Raw genomic sequence first — 13,522 nt, 5'->3', positions numbered from 1 at the left:
TCATTTCCTCAGTTGCGCCGTCCACGTCGCATCAGCAGGGTCCGCAGACACGTTCATCACCCGCAGCCCGTTGACGATATCGCCAATGCCCGGGGCAGCCAGTACCGCCGTCGGAACGCCGGCCTCCGACACGAAAAGCTCGTTTTGCAGCACCAGCAGCTTCTTGTCGGTCGTCTGGATGAGGGAGCCGTCGATTTCCTTGGACAGGTAGCTGCCCAGAACACCGCGCCCCGTGTAAGTGACGGTGGTATCCAGCGTTTCGCCACCCAGGTCGGGGTCATATTCTCCCGCAATCTTGCGCACGCCCGTCACGGGCTTAACCGCGTCGGCCAACCCATCAGGGTCGTCGAACGACTCGGCTAATTCAGCCTGGATCTCTTCGCGCATGCCCACGGTCAGATCCTCTTCAGCATCATCACGCCGGAGCGCTTGATCCACGGGGCCAGCAGCGCCAGGGCGAAGTTGACGCCGGCCGACTGATCGGTAGAGCCTGCCACGTAGGTTTTGCTCACCGATGTGCCGGGCTGAGCCGAGACCGTCTTGCTCTGCACTTCCTTCTGCGTTGCTGTGTACAGCTTGCCCGCCACCGCCTCTTTGGCGACCTGGGCACCGGCTGTTTTGATCTCGGACGGAACCGGATCGGGAACAGCCCGCTTAATCTTTGCCGTGAGCCAGGCGTTTGCCATGGTCACAGCAAGGACCGGATCACCGGTACCGGCCCAGTCAGGACCGAGCTGGGCGTCAACATCGGCAACGGTGATGAAGTCGGTCATGTGCTTGTCCTTATTCCGCTGGCACCAAGGCCTGCAGGTCTTCTTTCTTGGCGGTCGCGTCGAAGGTAATGCCCTTCGCGGTCAGCCACTCTTTCAGCTCGGGGACCTTCATTTTGAGAGGGTCGGTTTCAGGGGCTCCCTTCTCGGCCTCCAGAGCCGCCGCGATTTCCTCGGCGGTGCTGCGAGACGCATACCCAGCTGGTGGGTAGTTGCTCGCCGTGTAACCGGACGCGATGAACTCTTCGACAGTTGGGCCGTCTTCGCGCAGGCCAGAGCCTGGATTTGGAGATTGCTGTTCCTGCGCCTGCTTGACCAGTCGGTTGATCTGGGCAAGCGTCAGTTGCTCACCTGGCTTGATTTCGTCGTTTACCATGATGTTCTCCCATCATCGCGAGGGCCGAAGCCCTCGCTTATCGGTCAGGCGCCTTTGATTTTCAGGAATGCGATAGGGACGTTTTTACGATCCACGACGCGGTTCCAGTTGGCGGCCTTGCGCAGGTCGGCGAGCAGCGGGGAAAACTCATCAACGGTCGTGTCCGCGCCGGTGCGGCCGCGCAGGTTCGCCCGATTGGTGATGTCGTCGCCGGTGAACTGGTAGCCGAACGGGTGCAGGATCCAGGTCTTGCGCTCCCACAAGGTCTCAACGCCGCCGCCATTGCCGGCCCGCGCCTGGCGCTCGATCTCGACCGGCATTTCTGGGTCGCCTTCGCCATAGCCGAACGCACCAGCACCGAACAGCACCGCAGTGGTGGTGATAGTGGCCGGATCGCCTGCGCTGATGGCCGGCATGGAGTCATCGACAATTACACGCTGACCCATGAAGGTCGGGATGGTCAGGTTACCCTGGCTGTCCTTGATGTAATCGATATCGTCCGCGTCGACCATCTGCTTGTAAGCGAGGGAATGAACGGCGATTGCCGAAAGCTGGCCGAAGGCATCGCCCAGGGTGAACACGGCAGAAGTGAAGGCTTTGCGCGACCAGAGCGCAGCGCTGCCGTCGAAGACCATGTCGCCGCCGTCGTTGGCTACGTTGTCGGCGAGAACGCCCACAGCGGACGCAATCACGCGGCGCTGCCACTGGCGCTGCCAGTAGGTTCCGAATCGATTGCGAATACGCTGCATCGGATCGGAGCCGGACAGTTCAACTACCAGGTCCGAGGCCGAATAGCCTTGGTTGAGGTAGCTGATGCGAGCCTTTTGCAGGCCAGAGCCCAGCTTATTCGGCGACGCCATGTCCGCAGGATCATCGTTCGATGCGTTTGGCTCAACCGATGCGTCCAGGTCGCGCCAGAACGGAATCTGAATTTCTTGGCCGCCGGTCTTGGCTTTGGTGTCCAGCATCTCGTTGCGTACAACAACGCCGGATTCGAAAAACGCGGTTTTCTCCGGGGTGTTCTCTGCCTGGTAATCGGCATAGACCTCGGGGATGACTGCGTCGGAAAGGCGAGTAGTCGCCATAGTGTGTTACTCCTGTGTGGTGGCGTCGCGCAGTTGGCGATATTTCGCCGGGTCCGCGTTGTAAAGTGCGGTGCGCTCGGATTCGGTCATGTCGGAAAACTTCTTCGTGGCCTTGCCACCTTGATCGCCGGTCGGACCGGCACCCTGAGCCCTTGGCCACAGGTGTGTTGCTGTTTCACGCAGCGACTCCGCCCATTCGAGCGGCGACAGCGGGGTTTTCCCGTCCTTCCCGTAAACGACCTCGCCGTCACGGTCGGTGGCGATTGCCTCGCCGTCTTCACTGAGTTTGAAAGCGCCCCGGGCGCGCAGGATGATGTCCTCCGCAGCCTCAGGGAGCGCGCCGGCCTTGATGGCAGCAGCGCGGATTGAGTCAGCCAGCACTTTGTCGCTGTACTTGGCGGCGAATTGCTCGGCTTTGTCGGCACGAGCCTTCTCGGCGGCCAGCTTGGTGTCATAGTCGGTGCGCAGGCGCTCGGTACGGCGGCTGATGACCTCGTCCAGCTTGCCCTCGGCAATCAGCTTGGTTTCTTCATCCTGGCCGACCTTGGTCAGCAGGCCCTTCACGGCTGCGATGTCCAGGCCTTCGAACTGGGTTTTGAAGCCATCCAATTCAGTTTTGGTGGTCCTGAGCGAGCCAAGTAGCTCGGTGTTTTTGTTCTTGAGCCCCAGGGTTGCAGCCTCAACGGCTGCAGCAATGGCGGTCTGAACTGCCGGGTCTTCAAGATCAATCTGGTTTTCGTCTGCCACTTGGTGCACCCCTTGGGTTTGGTCGGCCCGCTTTGCAGGCATAAAAAAACCGCCCATTGGGCGGCTTGGTGTTGGATTGCTGGGCTATCAATTTCTGTTCATCGACAGCATTGAGACGGGTACTGGCTTTGAGAATTCATTAAGGCTGGTTGATACGACAACCCTTAGACCGTCAGCTCTACCGTTACAGTGAGCGCGCACGAAATTGTTGAGGGCGTTCTCAAATCCAAACTCCAAGGGAAACTGGGCCTGCTCCCCATAATTCAGACGAATAGGCAAAGAATTTCCAAAAGACATGAACCCTGTGACGTGCATAGCCTGCTTCGCATGATGTGACATGAAGGTAACGCCAGTGATGAGGACTGGTCGCTTCCCATCTGAAGTAACGTTAACGCTGGCAAACAACGCGTCCGGCCCGTGAGACATCATTCCCATTACCAACCCCACCTTCAGGCTTTCCACATCCTCTCGACGCTGCTTATCAGCAAGCCAGAGTGTGACGAGCACAGCCAAGAGCGCGCCCGTCCCAGAAACCCAGTCTCCGAGACTTCCCCATGAAGGTACGAATTTAACTGTCGACTCGGGATTTAAGTTAATGCCTGCGGTTAGCCCAAGAAACCCGGAGATCGCGCACAAAAATAAAACAACAAAGCACAGAATCCACTTCATAAAGCCTCCTATTCGGGGCGGCTTTATAACAGGTGCGTTGATTGCCTCCAACTTCACACTGACGAATCAACCACATACAGTCCGCGCATCATCAGGTAATCGGCGAACTGAGTCCTGCTGGGCGCGTATGGCGGCGGACGCATACGCAGGCCTGGCGTATCGCGGTTAAGGCGAGTGCGCCGACCATTGGGCTCAGTGCAATGCGTCGGCTCTTCGATCTGGAAGCCCTGCTCGGCGGCATATAGCTCAACCGCCAACCGCACCTGGCCCCACTCCAGCTCAAAGGGCACGAATGTCTCGGACAGCGTCTGGTATTCGATCTTGCAGTCCCGCCGGGGCCAGGCCATTGCCTGTTCAAGACTGGCCTTGCGCCCTTTCCACTGGCGACCATTGATGTCGGCCGCAGCGCGCAACAGCAGTTCGACCTGGTCAGTCTCTGCTTCAGCTATCCGGAACCCATAGTAGTCGCGGTAGAAGGTCAGCTTCTCCAGCGGCACGAAGCTATTAGAAAACCTACTCCCCTGACCATGCTCGACTACCAGCATTCGTTCAGATATAAGCATCTCGCCAAAATACTCAATTAAGGAAGAAAAATGTACCGCTTTGTCTTAAGCGAACTTTACCCCACAAAAGGCTGTGAAGATGGCGCACTTCTTTTCTGCATACGCCACAAATCCGGCCTGAAAACTCTCATTGGATTCCAAGGCGTCTTGACACAGTCAAGCGCCCCTGTAGTGGTTCAGCTTACTGAGGAGTGTTTGCCGCTCATTCTGAATGAGGCACGGTGCGAGGTTGGAATTGCTACTTACGAGTTCCAAGAAGGGGAAGACCCGCACGTACTGATGCGCTCTGACATTCCCGGAGATTACAAAGTCGGATCCCTACGAATTTTTATCGGAAAAGAACCTCCCATGCTCAATAACGTATCGCGTGATTGGCCAGGTAGCATCTTAGGCTGACGCCTATAGATTCGCGCGGATGAACATTTCTGGCTCGGCCGCCCTCAGTTGCGCCAGGGTCAACGGCTTGAACGATTTATCAAGTTGCAGCTTGGCGAATTTCTCCGGCGTTAGCCCTCCATCGCGGAACAACTTGCCCCGGATCGGCCCGAGAGCATGATCCTGGAAGCTCGCCGGTTGCGTTGCCAGCCACTCGTAATAATTCAGGCCTGCATCGACCTGGGCCCCGCCGTTATCGCCAACCGAGGCGCGCGTGGCGTCCTTGGCGAACATTTCCGAGAGCCTGGTGGTCGGCACCGTGGTTGACCGGCAGTTGATATGCGCCGGCGGAAGCGGACCTTTGCCCAGGTCGAATCGCATCCCATCCAGCCCCTTGCACTGCTGCGAGGTCTTGCGGTCGAGCGTCGACACCCAGCGATATCCCAGCACCACGTCACTATTGGCCTTCAGCGTCTCCATTCGTGCCGTGGTGGCTACGTGCTGGATTGCCGTCTGCACCACGGCGGCCGCGTTGCGGTTGCTCACCGACAGGACGCCGTCCGTGAAGTTCTGTGCCGCGGTACCGCGAATCGCCTGGATGATCTGGGCGTTGGTCTGACCCTGGCTGAAGCCGAGCCGGATCGTGTTCGTGACGCGCATCGTCTCGGTCCGCGTCCAGCCGCTGACGAAGCTCTTGAGCAGCTTGCCGCCATCCACGCCCTTCACCTGCAGCGGATAGGAGAAAACCGCCGCGCGGATCACCGTATTTGTCGGCACCACCGCGTCGATGGAGAGTGCATTGCTCAGGCTTTTGGCCTCAAAGCTCGACTCATACAATGCGATGTCGACCAGATCGGCCTGCACCAGGTCGCCGTAGGCCTTGTAGATCTCCAACAGCTTGCCGTCCACCCGGGCCAGGAACTGCTCAAGCCGGTCCCGGCTGTAGGTGGTCAGCTCCTTGCGGGTGAGTTGCTCCCGCACGAGCTTGTCGATCTGGCGAAGGTACTTCTCGAACTTCTTGACCTCGCCGGCCTTAAGTCGCTCCAGCATTACCGAGTGGCGGGTCGTCTGCTCCAGCAGTTGGCTGTCGGCCTGCGCCAGGTTTGTCGTTGGCATCGTCTTTGTCCAAGTTGATGCCGGCCGACTCGCGCTCGTCGCTGATCAGTTCGGCTTCGTCTTCGTATGGGCGCTCCGGCAACTTGCCGGTGGTGAGGTACTGCCAGTAGGTGTCGGCGCTGATCGTGCCAGCCATCACGCCCTTGAGCAGCTCGGCGAGAACCTGGGCGTCGACCACCGGGGTCACGAACTCAGGATTCACCTTGAACTTGACCTGCTTGGGGTCGTAGCCCTTCCACTCGGCGGCGTACCGCAAGCCCTGCTCCACCGCCTCGGCCACGGTAATGACGATACTGTGCAGTGTGGCGTGCTGATCGTTTTGGCGTGTTTTACGCGCCTCGCCCGACTCGGTACCGGCGACGTCCATGACTTTGGCGCCGGCCTCGATCGCGGCGTTCTTCTGGTCATCCATCGCCTTGCGCACGGCTTCGATACCAGCGCCCTGGAACTCCAAGTAGCCGCATTCGCCGTTTGGGCCCAGGTCCCATGCCGCAGATGGGCCGGTGACGCTCAGCTCTACAGCCTCATCCAGACCAGAAACCCAAGGCTGCGGGTGGCTGGTCTGATGCAGCGACGTGAAGTAGTCGGCGCTCAACTGGTAGGACTTCAGTGCGGCCCGCGCCATGGTCAGCAGCGGCACCTCGTCCACTTCTGGCGAGTTGTCGGTCGAACCGCAGTAGATCACCGGCAAGTACCACAGGCCTTTGACCAGGCGATTGTCGGTGCCGGTGGTGCCCAGCGGTCTCTCGTCCTCGACCAGCTCGCCGCCTTCATTCCGCACGGCGGTGTAGCAGACCTCGCCCATCATGAAGAACTCACGGAACACCGCGTCGCAGTCATGGCTGTATCGATCGCCGCCCTTCTTGCGGAACTCACGAAACACCGAAAGAACAAGATCCTGCCGGCCACCTTGATCGGCGGTGTCCCAGTTGATCGCGTTGCGGGTGGCGTACGTGGAGAAATACGGCTCGCCGCTATCGTCTATGTTCACCACCAGCGGCACCCGGCCGTGCGAGATAGCCTGGCGCACCATGCGGAAGAACAACTGCTTCAGCCCGAAGCCGTCAGATGTAGCGTTGTCCTCCAGCCCTTTCAGTCCGGCAGGCAGCTCGATCTCCGGAATCAGCCGCGAGACAAGCCCCATCATCGACCGAAGCGAATCACGCACCCAGTGTTCGTACTGAGCCCGGTTCGTGTAGTTCTCGTAGAGGTATTTGTTGCCGGCGCCATCAAGCTTCTCGGCCTCAACCATACCGCTAGGCTTGGGCAGGTTGCGCTCGTTGCGCTTCACGGCGCACTCACCCTCGAGCGCGTCGTCCATCATCTCCCACTCGGCGATGTGCGCGTCGTAGTCGGGGTTTGTCGATTGCACTGGCATCAGGCCAAGCCTCCAATTCGGCGTGTTCCGCCTGTGCGTTTGCGTCGGCCCATCGAGACGGCGAAGTAGCGGAAGGCGTCCGCGCCGTGCGATGACCAGTCGTGAAGCGGTTTGTCTTTCCAGCAGCCCCGCTTGTCGTCCCACTCCTTTCGGTAGTTCTCCAGACAAGAAATGCCCAGTTCGCACTTGGACTCATCGAAAGCGCAGTTGGGGAGTATTTCCCGAACGTGTTCAATGCCTTCGTCGATACCGATCTTGGGGACAACGCTGAACTTGATGCTGTATTTGTGCCCGTCTATCTCGTAACCCTCTCGGGCGATTTCGCGTCGGGTCTTGCCGTCGCTACCAAATTCACGGTTATCGATGTCGTGGGGCCCCCAGTGATCGCCGTACGTGTACTTGCGATCCTTGAGCACCGTCATGTAGTGCCGCAGGCCTTCACCGCTGTTCTCGTAGAAGTCGATGACGTGATATTCCTCGCCGACAATCCGGACAAACCAGATGGCCGTAGAGTCGCCGACGCCGATATCCCAAATCGTATGGACCGGCAGATGGCTGTTGTCCGGCAGCGGGCCAATGCGCTGAGCGCCATACAGCTTGGTGAACTGTTTGGCGTAGTACGCGCCCTCGATCGACTGCTGGAAGGCCTCAGCCGGCAGAGACGGGTATTCCCGCTTCATGTCGTCGCCGAGCGTCTTCTCTTTGGCGGCGTACCAGGCGCGCTGGCCTGGGTTCGTGTCGATGCCGTGCTTGGCGAACAGCTCGCTGAAGTAATCGGTCAGACGCTGCGGGATGACCACATCTGTCGGGTCAAGCCAGTAGGCCTTGTTCTTCCACCAGGAGAAGAAGAAAAACTTCCAGTCCAGCAGGCCCAGGGGCACACCGGCCAGTTGCTGGCGCTCAGCGCTCTGCGAGTAATCGAAGAAGTAGCCCGCCCGGCCCTCCGCCGTCGACTCAATCGTGACGAAACAATCGGTGGCGACAGCCTCGAAGGCGCCGGTGACGATCTCCCTGGCCTTGTGAGGGAACTTGGCGCAGATCTTCCCGAACTCGGATACGTGCAGGTAACGCAGCGTGCCGCCCCGGAAGGACGTGGACACATAGAGCGACCCGCCCCTACTGAATACGAGCTCGCCCGACGCGTCATTCTTTGCTGGGTTCTTGCTGCGAATGAACGCCGGCAGATTGTCGTAGGCATACTTCACCTTCTCCCGAAACAGGCGCTTGGCGTCGTTCAGGGTGTGAGCGATCAACGCACACTTGGCTGACTCGAACAGAGCTGCGTCCAACTGGATGATGCAGCACTCAGTGGTGAATCCGAGCTGCCGGGCCTTCAGGATGATGTTCCGGGTGTGCATCCCGTCGAAGTATTCGATCTGCTCGTCCGTCATCCGGAAGCGGACCTTCTTACCCTGCTTATCCGTGATGAAGTAGAGGTTGTTCAACCGCCAGCGCTTGTCCCGGAGCAGCTTTAAGTGCTCGGGATTCATTTCAGCCTTCCTTTTCTAACTCATCCAATAGCTTGGTGAACTCGTCAGCATCAGTCGGACCACCCTCCGTATCCAGGTTATAGGCCTGGCGCTCTCCCTTGATAACTTTCAGTTGAGCATCAACACCAGCATTCAGAGATCGCGAGAAGTCGCCGAGGTTGTCCTCATTTACTTCAATGTCTTGCAGCGCATTGCGCAGCTTGTTCGCAATGGCTCGCCACTGAGACAGATCTGCCCTGTGAGCGATAACGATCGAAGCCGCCTCAGTGGAAGCTTCTTCGACTATCTGGGCATCTTCACGCACGTCCGGGTGCGTGATGTCCGTGCGTGAAGCTTTGCGTGAAAGCTTGCCGCTAGTTGCCGCTCGAACCTGATCAGTAAGGTCGCGCAGCCATCCATGCTTCTTCGCCCGGCTGCGTATTGTTCCTTCGTTCGTATCGTACTTGTCAGCGATTCCACGCAAGGAAAGCGAACCAGCCCGGTAGGCGCGTTCGATTGCCTCCCAGTCGGGTTGCTTGGTCGTCATAAGTAATCCAAATAAAAAACCCCGCAAGCGCGGGGTCAGGAAACATGGTGGGTTAGAAGACCAGAGGCCCGGCGGGCGCAGCTGGCAACTTCAGAGTAGCAACATCGAAAACGCTTTCCTGCCGCTTTTCCTTTTCAAACCAAACACAATGGGCGCCTTCTTCAGGACCGGTCGGACCATAGTCCCCTAAATCCTGAATGGTCATCTTAGGCCCGCCACTTTTCAGCTGGACCACATCGCCTTTCTTGAAATCCGACATTTCACAACTCCTTTGTAGGTGAACAGCCTACATGGGGCCGAGTGATATTAATTCAATGGCACACTACTAATCAGTATCCAGCAGCACATCAATCAGCTTCTGCTCACCGAGTCGCATCGCACCAAGGCATTGCAGGTCGTCACACTTGGGGCCAAGGCCGAATACAGTGACCTCTCCCTTGGCGCCGATCAGGGTCAAGGCGCCTACGGTGCACTCAGGATGCTCACCAGCCTCGAGGTCATCGGCGATCTTGCGCAGGGTCTTGGCTGCGTCGCGCCAGTCTTCCCGCTTGAACTCAAGAACCTTGACGGTCATTCGGTCACCATTTGGTGTGTCTGTGCCTGGGCGTGCCCATGGAGCAAGCCAACGATCAGGCCCTGAGGCAGCCCGGCTTCCTTGGCGGCATCCACGGCATCAGCAATGGTCTTGTCGAGAGCGCTTACCGCAGCGTTGATGTCCGGGCTCATTGGCAGAGCGTGGCGCAGGCGGGTGACGTTGCTCATTGTATCGGCCCCTCTCCCATGCGGAATGTTTTGCTGGCGCCGATGTAGCCGCCGCAATAGATAACCCTGATCTCACCCCATACAGGGTGGAAGTCGACATGCTCGCCATCCGTGGACTTGAGCGGGGTATCCAGGACAACAGCTATACCGGCCTTGGTGTCGCAGTAGGTCACACCGTCAACGCGCTGGCCGTCGATGATCACTTCACGCCGACCTCGGCCATCATCCCAGTAGTGGACGTGTTCGCCTGTCTGGTCGCTCATGGCGCAACCTCATACTGGAACGCCCGATCAGCAGGCATGGCCGTCACAAACCGGCACCGGTGAGCGTCGAATTCTTCCCGGGTCGCAATGGTGCGCTCATACCGGGAGTTGGTCTTGCCGGTGAACCGCTCGCGGTGAACGACCACGCCCTTACGCAGGAACTCGACTTCAGCCGACCCCAGTAGCTTGGTGACGATTACTTTCATGTGCCTGTCTCGCGCCACGATTTGGCGCATTCGAAAACGTGGCGCGTATTACTGCTTCCGACGCTCGATACCTTCAGGTGCCTTCGGGCAGCTCATGCAGTGTTCGCAGTTGAGCGTCCGGCAAAGCCAGGCTTTTACCAGCTTCCAGTACGTGACCATGAAGATGTGCCGCACACCGGCCATGGCCAGGGCGACGTGCAGTGTCAGGCCGGCGGTAGTCGGCCCGAAGAAGATGTTCTGGCTGCGGGTCATCACGACGAACCCGCTGATGGCGATCGTCGAGTAGATCAGCTTGCCGAGAATGCCGTCCCTCACCTTCCCGCTCAGTACGCACCAGGCTGCCCACAGCGCGATAAGGCCGCAGGCGATGGAGTTGATCAGTTCAAGATTCATGGTTAATTGCCTCCCCCGAACCGCTGGCGAATGAGCGCCCAGAGGTCAGCGGCTTTGATGGCTCGGTTGATTGCTGCCAGGAGCGAACCGCCGAACGTGCCCAGGAGAAAACCAATCCCGGCGACGATCTTGGGCTCAGTGACATTGAGGTAGGCGCTGACCATGCTCGTCAGATACAGCGAGCAAGCAACGCCGGTAACCAAGAACACCATCCAGGCACGCCAGTCGGACAAGTCGTCCTTGTGCCACCAGCTCGCAACAACAGCCCCAATCAGGCCCGCAATCAACAATTCGAACCTGTCGATCTTGTCGAGCAGGCGCTGTAGATACTCCATGCGCTCGACTCCGTGGGGCATGTTTGAAATAGGTCAGCCCCAGCAGCACTCCCAGCTTAGGGCAATGGGTGTGGTGGGGCCGAAGAGAGTGTGGCCCGCCTCTTGGCGGGCCGTGCAGCGGTAGGCGGCGTTATCGCCGCTTATACTTTAGTGCAGCCTTCGCCTTGCGAGGTCAACCGAAAGTCCAGGTCCATACCGGAAAGTTAGGAAGAGGGCCCGTACCGTGATCTGGATAGAACACACCACGATTCGGACGAGCTGCTGGAGTGAAGCCAAATCGAGCCCAACGAGGAACGTCATCTACAACAACGACGTTGCCGTCATCCTGCAATTGCAAGTAAGCGCGATCTGCCGCGCCTGGATACCAATCGCCCATGGTTGCCCAGGTTCGACTGTGAACACGGTCAACCAGAAATGCCGAGCCTTGCATGTAGAAGCAAGTAACCAAGTTAGTGTTAACGTGGTTATCCACTTGGGTGTAAGGCACGGCGCTATCTGTCACCCAGATTGGAGCGCCGTTATTGTAGAGGCGCAGATTCCCATCGGCCTCCAGGATCAGTTTGTATTGCTTGCTCGGAGATTCCAGATACTGCCCTACGAGCATGAAGTTGCGCGGGGGCAACACTGCGCTGCCATTTTGGGTAAAAGCGACGATTTGAAAACCACTACTAGACATGTAATTTACCTATTGAGTTGAACATTTTTTGCGGATAACTCCGCGTTCATGTCGCTCAAAGGCGATTGCTCGAGGATCTTGTCCTTCGCATGATTCAACGTCCCGCACCGGGAACACTTGATCTGGAGCTCTGTAAACCCACCCGTACGGGCGAGAAGTCTTTTGCAGTTACCGCATCTGAATTCTTTCAACATCTGCAAGTCCGTTTATTTATCTGCTAGGCTCCGTCCCGCTCGCGCGAGCAGTGAGGGCCTTGGCTGGCTTGCAGGCTGCATCTGCGATCTGGCGTCTCCTTAGGGTGTTCCTGCACCCTCTGGAGTCGCCCTCTCTTTTTTCGATCTCAACAAAAAGCCCCGAACTTGTCGGGGCTTTTTGCTTTCTTCCAGGCACAAAAAACCCGACACAACGGCCGGGTTTTGTGAATCATAAAAGCTAGTTGCCGAAGGCAAAATACTAACTATGGGGAAATAATGCCCTCAGCCGTGCGGGAAGTCAAGCAGCCTCACGCATCTTGTAAATCACCCCGCCAATCGGGCTCAGCGCTTTTGCGTCGATGTCATAGCAAGCGTCGAAGCAGAGTTGCACAAAAGGCTCCCAGTCGCGGCCCCATGCAGCGGACGGGAGCTTCACGCCGTACTCTCCAACCATCCATGCACGAAACACTTCAGGCTTGATGAGTGGATCTGGATTTGAGGACTGCCCGCCCTGGTGCATGTACCGGTAGCGCCGAAATACGCCCTTGGCCACATACATGGCGCGGTAGCGCTTGCTGGCTGTCATTCGCTCAACGCAGGAGCAAGCCAAATTGAACACGGCTTCCTCCGCTTCTTCCCGATCGTTATCAGTAGGCTCAGCCGCATACATCGCATTCCCGAAGGCGCGGAGCTGATAGTGCAGTCTTGCGATAGCCGATTGGATCTGTCCGGCAATAGCACCATGGACGGCATGGTCGGCGGTAGGCCCGCGCTCCGTCTTCTGCACCACCACACCGAGCAGAGCAGCGTCAGACGTCTGTCCCGGGGCCGGATTGTAGTTGCAGTCATGCCACGCTTGGCGCGCTGAGTTGATTTTCATGCTGCCTGCCCCTTTTTCAGTTCTTTGGTCTTTGCCCGGTATTCGGCGGTCATCGCCTTCAGCTCTTCGACGGTGTACTTCTTGGCCTCATGAGGGCCTTCAAGCCACTCGACAGCCTCGGCGCCGAGGCGCTTCACAAGCTCGATTCGGTAATTGACGATGTTCCCTGACAGCTGCGTATTGCACTGCGAGCACTGGCGGTGGCAATTCAGGGGCTCGAAGCGCAACGCTGGATTGCCGCCGACTGTCCTGTAGTGCCCTGCGTCATATTTGCCCTGGTGGTGGCGGCCACAGCTCACGCATGGCAGCTCGGCGTCACGCGCACGCACCCATGTATTGAATGCCTTCTGGGTATCCTTCATGTGATCCGCCCTGCTCTTCAGCTTCTCCTTGCGCACCTTAATTTCGGCGCGTTCGATGTCGGCCAGCGCCTTGCGCGCCTTCGGCTCATGCCGTGGAGCGTCGACCATTGCGCAGGCCGGGCTGCACACCGCCTGACCCATGCGCAAAGGGACGAATGAGGCCCTGCACGTAGCAACGCGGCATTTCTTCGGCTTAGGCTGCTTCCGTTCAATACTCATAGGGCCTTCCTCGCGGCACGTTCAACCTCGGCTTTCCGGTCGCGGCGCCTGCGCTCGAATTCTTCCACTGCGCGTTTGCGGCGGCGATCTATCACAACGCCAGTGACCAGGGCCAAGGCGATCAGGACTCCGTAAAT

22 protein-coding genes are annotated in these 13,522 nt (G+C 58.5%); all 22 read right to left on the bottom strand.

What is annotated here, in order from left to right; translation table 11 throughout:
• On the bottom strand, positions 1 to 393 hold the full coding sequence (locus tag LUB09_RS03980) for a hypothetical protein (protein WP_231421708.1): 393 nt from the start codon (positions 391 to 393) through the stop codon (positions 1 to 3).
• 2 nt (positions 394 to 395) lie between these two features.
• Positions 396 to 773: a hypothetical protein gene (locus LUB09_RS03975; protein WP_231421707.1), complete on the bottom strand. Its 378-nt coding sequence runs from the start codon at positions 771 to 773 to the stop codon at positions 396 to 398.
• Positions 774 to 783: 10 nt separating this feature from the next.
• A complete protein-coding gene (locus tag LUB09_RS03970) occupies positions 784 to 1,146 on the bottom strand; it encodes a HeH/LEM domain-containing protein (RefSeq protein ID WP_231421706.1) in 363 nt (120 codons plus the stop codon).
• Positions 1,147 to 1,190: 44 nt separating this feature from the next.
• Positions 1,191 to 2,231, bottom strand: a complete 1,041-nt coding sequence (locus LUB09_RS03965) for a hypothetical protein (RefSeq protein WP_057009009.1) — start codon at positions 2,229 to 2,231, stop codon at positions 1,191 to 1,193.
• Positions 2,232 to 2,237: 6 nt separating this feature from the next.
• Positions 2,238 to 2,978 carry a hypothetical protein gene (locus LUB09_RS03960; RefSeq protein WP_231421849.1) on the bottom strand — a complete coding sequence of 247 codons (741 nt, stop codon included), beginning with the start codon at positions 2,976 to 2,978 and terminating at the stop codon, positions 2,238 to 2,240.
• Positions 2,979 to 3,065: 87 nt separating this feature from the next.
• Positions 3,066 to 3,647, bottom strand: coding sequence for a hypothetical protein (locus LUB09_RS03955; RefSeq protein ID WP_231421705.1), 582 nt, complete (start codon positions 3,645 to 3,647; stop codon positions 3,066 to 3,068).
• Between the two features lie 53 nt (positions 3,648 to 3,700).
• Positions 3,701 to 4,210 (bottom strand): DnaT-like ssDNA-binding protein, encoded by a 510-nt coding sequence (locus tag LUB09_RS03950; protein ID WP_231421704.1) that lies wholly within the window; start codon positions 4,208 to 4,210, stop codon positions 3,701 to 3,703.
• A gap of 399 nt (positions 4,211 to 4,609) precedes the next feature.
• Entirely contained in the window at positions 4,610 to 5,701 is a 1,092-nt protein-coding gene (locus LUB09_RS03945; RefSeq protein WP_231421703.1) for a minor capsid protein, read from the bottom strand.
• Positions 5,619 to 7,079: a DUF4055 domain-containing protein gene (locus LUB09_RS03940; protein WP_231421702.1), complete on the bottom strand. Its 1,461-nt coding sequence runs from the start codon at positions 7,077 to 7,079 to the stop codon at positions 5,619 to 5,621. Before LUB09_RS03940 ends, LUB09_RS03945 begins: the two co-directional genes overlap by 83 nt.
• The gene (locus LUB09_RS03935; RefSeq protein WP_231421701.1) at positions 7,079 to 8,569 is read right to left on the bottom strand and encodes a terminase; all 1,491 of its coding nucleotides are present in this window, start codon (positions 8,567 to 8,569) and stop codon (positions 7,079 to 7,081) included. The genes LUB09_RS03940 and LUB09_RS03935 overlap by 1 nt, the downstream gene beginning before the upstream one ends.
• 1 nt (position 8,570) lies before the next feature.
• Entirely contained in the window at positions 8,571 to 9,095 is a 525-nt protein-coding gene (locus LUB09_RS03930) for a hypothetical protein (protein ID WP_231421700.1), read from the bottom strand.
• A gap of 52 nt (positions 9,096 to 9,147) precedes the next feature.
• Positions 9,148 to 9,354: a YodC family protein gene (locus LUB09_RS03925; RefSeq protein ID WP_231421699.1), complete on the bottom strand. Its 207-nt coding sequence runs from the start codon at positions 9,352 to 9,354 to the stop codon at positions 9,148 to 9,150.
• 66 nt (positions 9,355 to 9,420) lie between these two features.
• Complete coding sequence (locus LUB09_RS03920) at positions 9,421 to 9,669, bottom strand: hypothetical protein (RefSeq protein WP_231421698.1); 249 nt, start codon at positions 9,667 to 9,669, stop codon at positions 9,421 to 9,423.
• Entirely contained in the window at positions 9,666 to 9,857 is a 192-nt protein-coding gene (locus LUB09_RS03915; RefSeq protein WP_231421697.1) for a hypothetical protein, read from the bottom strand. Before LUB09_RS03915 ends, LUB09_RS03920 begins: the two co-directional genes overlap by 4 nt.
• Positions 9,854 to 10,120, bottom strand: coding sequence for a hypothetical protein (locus LUB09_RS03910; RefSeq protein WP_231421696.1), 267 nt, complete (start codon positions 10,118 to 10,120; stop codon positions 9,854 to 9,856). The genes LUB09_RS03915 and LUB09_RS03910 overlap by 4 nt, the downstream gene beginning before the upstream one ends.
• Positions 10,117 to 10,326: a hypothetical protein gene (locus LUB09_RS03905; protein ID WP_005785637.1), complete on the bottom strand. Its 210-nt coding sequence runs from the start codon at positions 10,324 to 10,326 to the stop codon at positions 10,117 to 10,119. Before LUB09_RS03905 ends, LUB09_RS03910 begins: the two co-directional genes overlap by 4 nt.
• Before the next feature lie 48 nt (positions 10,327 to 10,374).
• On the bottom strand, positions 10,375 to 10,719 hold the full coding sequence (locus tag LUB09_RS03900) for a hypothetical protein (protein ID WP_231421695.1): 345 nt from the start codon (positions 10,717 to 10,719) through the stop codon (positions 10,375 to 10,377).
• A gap of 2 nt (positions 10,720 to 10,721) precedes the next feature.
• Positions 10,722 to 11,054: an MFS transporter gene (locus LUB09_RS03895; protein WP_231421694.1), complete on the bottom strand. Its 333-nt coding sequence runs from the start codon at positions 11,052 to 11,054 to the stop codon at positions 10,722 to 10,724.
• 172 nt (positions 11,055 to 11,226) lie between these two features.
• On the bottom strand, positions 11,227 to 11,730 hold the full coding sequence (locus LUB09_RS03890) for a hypothetical protein (RefSeq protein ID WP_231421693.1): 504 nt from the start codon (positions 11,728 to 11,730) through the stop codon (positions 11,227 to 11,229).
• 5 nt (positions 11,731 to 11,735) lie between these two features.
• A complete protein-coding gene (locus LUB09_RS03885) occupies positions 11,736 to 11,924 on the bottom strand; it encodes a Com family DNA-binding transcriptional regulator (RefSeq protein WP_422394084.1) in 189 nt (62 codons plus the stop codon).
• Positions 11,925 to 12,222: 298 nt separating this feature from the next.
• Positions 12,223 to 12,804, bottom strand: coding sequence for a hypothetical protein (locus LUB09_RS03880; protein WP_231421691.1), 582 nt, complete (start codon positions 12,802 to 12,804; stop codon positions 12,223 to 12,225).
• Positions 12,801 to 13,385, bottom strand: coding sequence for a recombination protein NinG (locus LUB09_RS03875; protein WP_231421690.1), 585 nt, complete (start codon positions 13,383 to 13,385; stop codon positions 12,801 to 12,803). The genes LUB09_RS03880 and LUB09_RS03875 overlap by 4 nt, the downstream gene beginning before the upstream one ends.
• Positions 13,386 to 13,522 lie beyond the last annotated feature (137 nt).

This window comes from Pseudomonas sp. Leaf59 (assembly GCF_920984685.1).
Classification (GTDB): domain Bacteria; phylum Pseudomonadota; class Gammaproteobacteria; order Pseudomonadales; family Pseudomonadaceae; genus Aquipseudomonas.
This window is presented reverse-complemented; position numbering and strand designations above follow the sequence as displayed.

Excerpts from the sequence above, each read along its gene's own strand:
- LUB09_RS03975 (WP_231421707.1), bottom strand. The coding sequence starts at position 773 with ATGACCGACTTCATCACCGTTGCCGATGTTGACGCCCAGCTCGGTCCT.
- LUB09_RS03970 (WP_231421706.1), bottom strand. The coding sequence starts at position 1,146 with ATGGTAAACGACGAAATCAAGCCAGGTGAGCAACTGACGCTTGCCCAG.
- LUB09_RS03965 (WP_057009009.1), bottom strand. The coding sequence starts at position 2,231 with ATGGCGACTACTCGCCTTTCCGACGCAGTCATCCCCGAGGTCTATGCC.
- LUB09_RS03955 (WP_231421705.1), bottom strand. The coding sequence starts at position 3,647 with ATGAAGTGGATTCTGTGCTTTGTTGTTTTATTTTTGTGCGCGATCTCC.
- LUB09_RS03950 (WP_231421704.1), bottom strand. The coding sequence starts at position 4,210 with ATGCTTATATCTGAACGAATGCTGGTAGTCGAGCATGGTCAGGGGAGT.
- LUB09_RS03945 (WP_231421703.1), bottom strand. The coding sequence starts at position 5,701 with ATGCCAACGACAAACCTGGCGCAGGCCGACAGCCAACTGCTGGAGCAG.
- LUB09_RS03940 (WP_231421702.1), bottom strand. The coding sequence starts at position 7,079 with ATGCCAGTGCAATCGACAAACCCCGACTACGACGCGCACATCGCCGAG.
- LUB09_RS03935 (WP_231421701.1), bottom strand. The coding sequence starts at position 8,569 with ATGAATCCCGAGCACTTAAAGCTGCTCCGGGACAAGCGCTGGCGGTTG.
- LUB09_RS03930 (WP_231421700.1), bottom strand. The coding sequence starts at position 9,095 with ATGACGACCAAGCAACCCGACTGGGAGGCAATCGAACGCGCCTACCGG.
- LUB09_RS03925 (WP_231421699.1), bottom strand. The coding sequence starts at position 9,354 with ATGTCGGATTTCAAGAAAGGCGATGTGGTCCAGCTGAAAAGTGGCGGG.
- LUB09_RS03920 (WP_231421698.1), bottom strand. The coding sequence starts at position 9,669 with ATGACCGTCAAGGTTCTTGAGTTCAAGCGGGAAGACTGGCGCGACGCA.
- LUB09_RS03915 (WP_231421697.1), bottom strand. The coding sequence starts at position 9,857 with ATGAGCAACGTCACCCGCCTGCGCCACGCTCTGCCAATGAGCCCGGAC.
- LUB09_RS03910 (WP_231421696.1), bottom strand. The coding sequence starts at position 10,120 with ATGAGCGACCAGACAGGCGAACACGTCCACTACTGGGATGATGGCCGA.
- LUB09_RS03905 (WP_005785637.1), bottom strand. The coding sequence starts at position 10,326 with ATGAAAGTAATCGTCACCAAGCTACTGGGGTCGGCTGAAGTCGAGTTC.
- LUB09_RS03900 (WP_231421695.1), bottom strand. The coding sequence starts at position 10,719 with ATGAATCTTGAACTGATCAACTCCATCGCCTGCGGCCTTATCGCGCTG.
- LUB09_RS03895 (WP_231421694.1), bottom strand. The coding sequence starts at position 11,054 with ATGGAGTATCTACAGCGCCTGCTCGACAAGATCGACAGGTTCGAATTG.
- LUB09_RS03890 (WP_231421693.1), bottom strand. The coding sequence starts at position 11,730 with ATGTCTAGTAGTGGTTTTCAAATCGTCGCTTTTACCCAAAATGGCAGC.
- LUB09_RS03885 (WP_422394084.1), bottom strand. The coding sequence starts at position 11,924 with ATGTTGAAAGAATTCAGATGCGGTAACTGCAAAAGACTTCTCGCCCGT.
- LUB09_RS03880 (WP_231421691.1), bottom strand. The coding sequence starts at position 12,804 with ATGAAAATCAACTCAGCGCGCCAAGCGTGGCATGACTGCAACTACAAT.
- LUB09_RS03875 (WP_231421690.1), bottom strand. The coding sequence starts at position 13,385 with ATGAGTATTGAACGGAAGCAGCCTAAGCCGAAGAAATGCCGCGTTGCT.